Below are 1008 nucleotides of genomic sequence, written 5' to 3'. Positions count from 1 at the left end.
AGACTTATTCAGAGCCTCCTTTGGTTTCCCACCATGCACGCTTATTATTAACCTAGCTCCTTGATAGTTGCCATGCCTATAAGATAGAAAATCTAAATGTACCTTTGCGGCCTAGTTTTAATAATTTCAAAGTGCATTCTGCATTTTCTTCATTTCCATTTCGATAGACTCTGTAACTGGTAATTAACCTAGTCTAACCTGCAAACACAAATTCGATCCACTTTTTTTTCGAAATTTCAGAAACTTAACTAAGCTTGTGACAATAGAAATCTAGAGAACGGCTGTCGAAGCATTTGGCAAAAAAGAACATGATGACTACATTTCTCTCTAAAATAGCTGGGCAATTTGCATTAAATTGGCGAAATCAGTGGCTATCTGATTGGACCCACTGGCGCTTGGGGAGAATAGAAAAGGATGAGCCTGAATGAAATAAGTTATCAAGAGGACTATCGCTCCGGCTTTGACCACCTGGTTGATGATTTTTTTCGCCCCTCACTTGCACAGTCTAAGGTCTATTGGCGAGCAGTTGGCTACTTCTCAAGCACCGCTCTAGAATCTTTTGGGGCTCCTCTAGGTGATTTCATTAGGAGAGACGGTCACATCAGGCTAATCACCTCCGTGGAATTATCAGCCAGAGATCTGGAGGCTATCGAACGCGGTATCCCGAAACAAGAGGTATGCGCCAATCGTCTCGAAGAGATCATTGACACGGATTTCGCAGATGGGATTGGGAATGGAACGGTGCGGTTACTCCGATTACTCGAGCTGGACCGACTCGAAATTCAGATAGCGATTCCCAATATAGGCACCGGCATCTACCATGAAAAAATCGGGCTTTTCTTCGACGAAGATTCCTACGTTGCCTTCACGGGTTCATCCAACGAAAGCCGCAATGCTTTTGAAAACAATCGGGAGTGCATCGATGTATTCACATCCTGGAACAGCCCCACTCGTGCAGCGCGAAAGAAGGCACATTTTGAAGCTTTGTGCGTATTCCAGACCAAGGTT

The 1008-nt window shown here is 44.2% G+C and carries 1 protein-coding gene; it reads left to right on the top strand.

The features are described 5' to 3' along the window. Positions 1-414: 414 nt before the first annotated feature. The coding region (locus tag Q675_RS32470) for a phospholipase D-like domain-containing protein (protein WP_023011674.1) at positions 415-1008 on the top strand (594 nt) is incomplete at its 3' end.

It is taken from the genome of Marinobacter sp. EN3, assembly GCF_000475315.1.
In the GTDB taxonomy this organism is placed as follows: Bacteria; Pseudomonadota; Gammaproteobacteria; order Pseudomonadales; family Oleiphilaceae; genus Marinobacter; species Marinobacter nauticus.
Note: the sequence above shows the minus strand (reverse complement) of the source record. Positions and strands in the feature narration are given on the sequence as shown.